This is a genomic window from Pseudoflavonifractor phocaeensis (genome assembly GCF_016901955.1).
Taxonomy (GTDB): domain Bacteria; phylum Bacillota; class Clostridia; order Oscillospirales; family Oscillospiraceae; genus Flavonifractor; species Flavonifractor phocaeensis_A.
The window spans coordinates 1-534 of the sequence record NZ_JACJLC010000220.1; the positions used below are offsets into that span (position 1 = coordinate 1).

Annotated in this window: 1 protein-coding gene; it reads right to left on the bottom strand. The window is 51.1% G+C overall.

From position 1 onward, the window contains the following. Positions 1-534, bottom strand: a 534-nt coding sequence (locus H6B51_RS17265) for a leucine-rich repeat domain-containing protein (RefSeq protein WP_204884819.1), incomplete at both ends; no start/stop codon positions are given.

Sequence of the window (534 nt, forward strand, 5' to 3'; positions counted from 1 at the left end):
ATACCAGTTCTCCGCCGATGACAATAAAGGGGTCGCCGCCGTCCCACACACGTTCCATCAGATTATATACCATTTCGGTGCCGAGGAACGCATTGGCGCCGATATATTCCACGCCGGCAGGGATGGTAAAATTGTCTACCTTGCAGTCCTTGAAAGCACGCTCGCCGATGGATTTCAACGTGGAGGGCAGGTTGATTTCCGACAAACCCGGGGCGCTTGCAAACGCATCATCGCCAATGGTTTCCAGGCCTTCCGGCAGTGTAACCTTCGTCAGATTACTCACATAATAAGCCGTATTTGGGTAATAGGCAAATCTTTCAATGTATTTCACGGTGTCTGGTACAACGACGGTTTCTACCGTGTTGTCGTTGTGGGTTGGAAGATTAAGATCGCCAATCCCCACCACAGTGTAGCCGTTGATTTGTGAGGGGATCACCAGGTCGGTTTCCGTGCCGTTATAGCCCATGATTTCAATGGTGTCCTCGGTAACAAAGCGGTAGTCGTAGACAACGCTTGGGTCTTCCGCCGCAAATG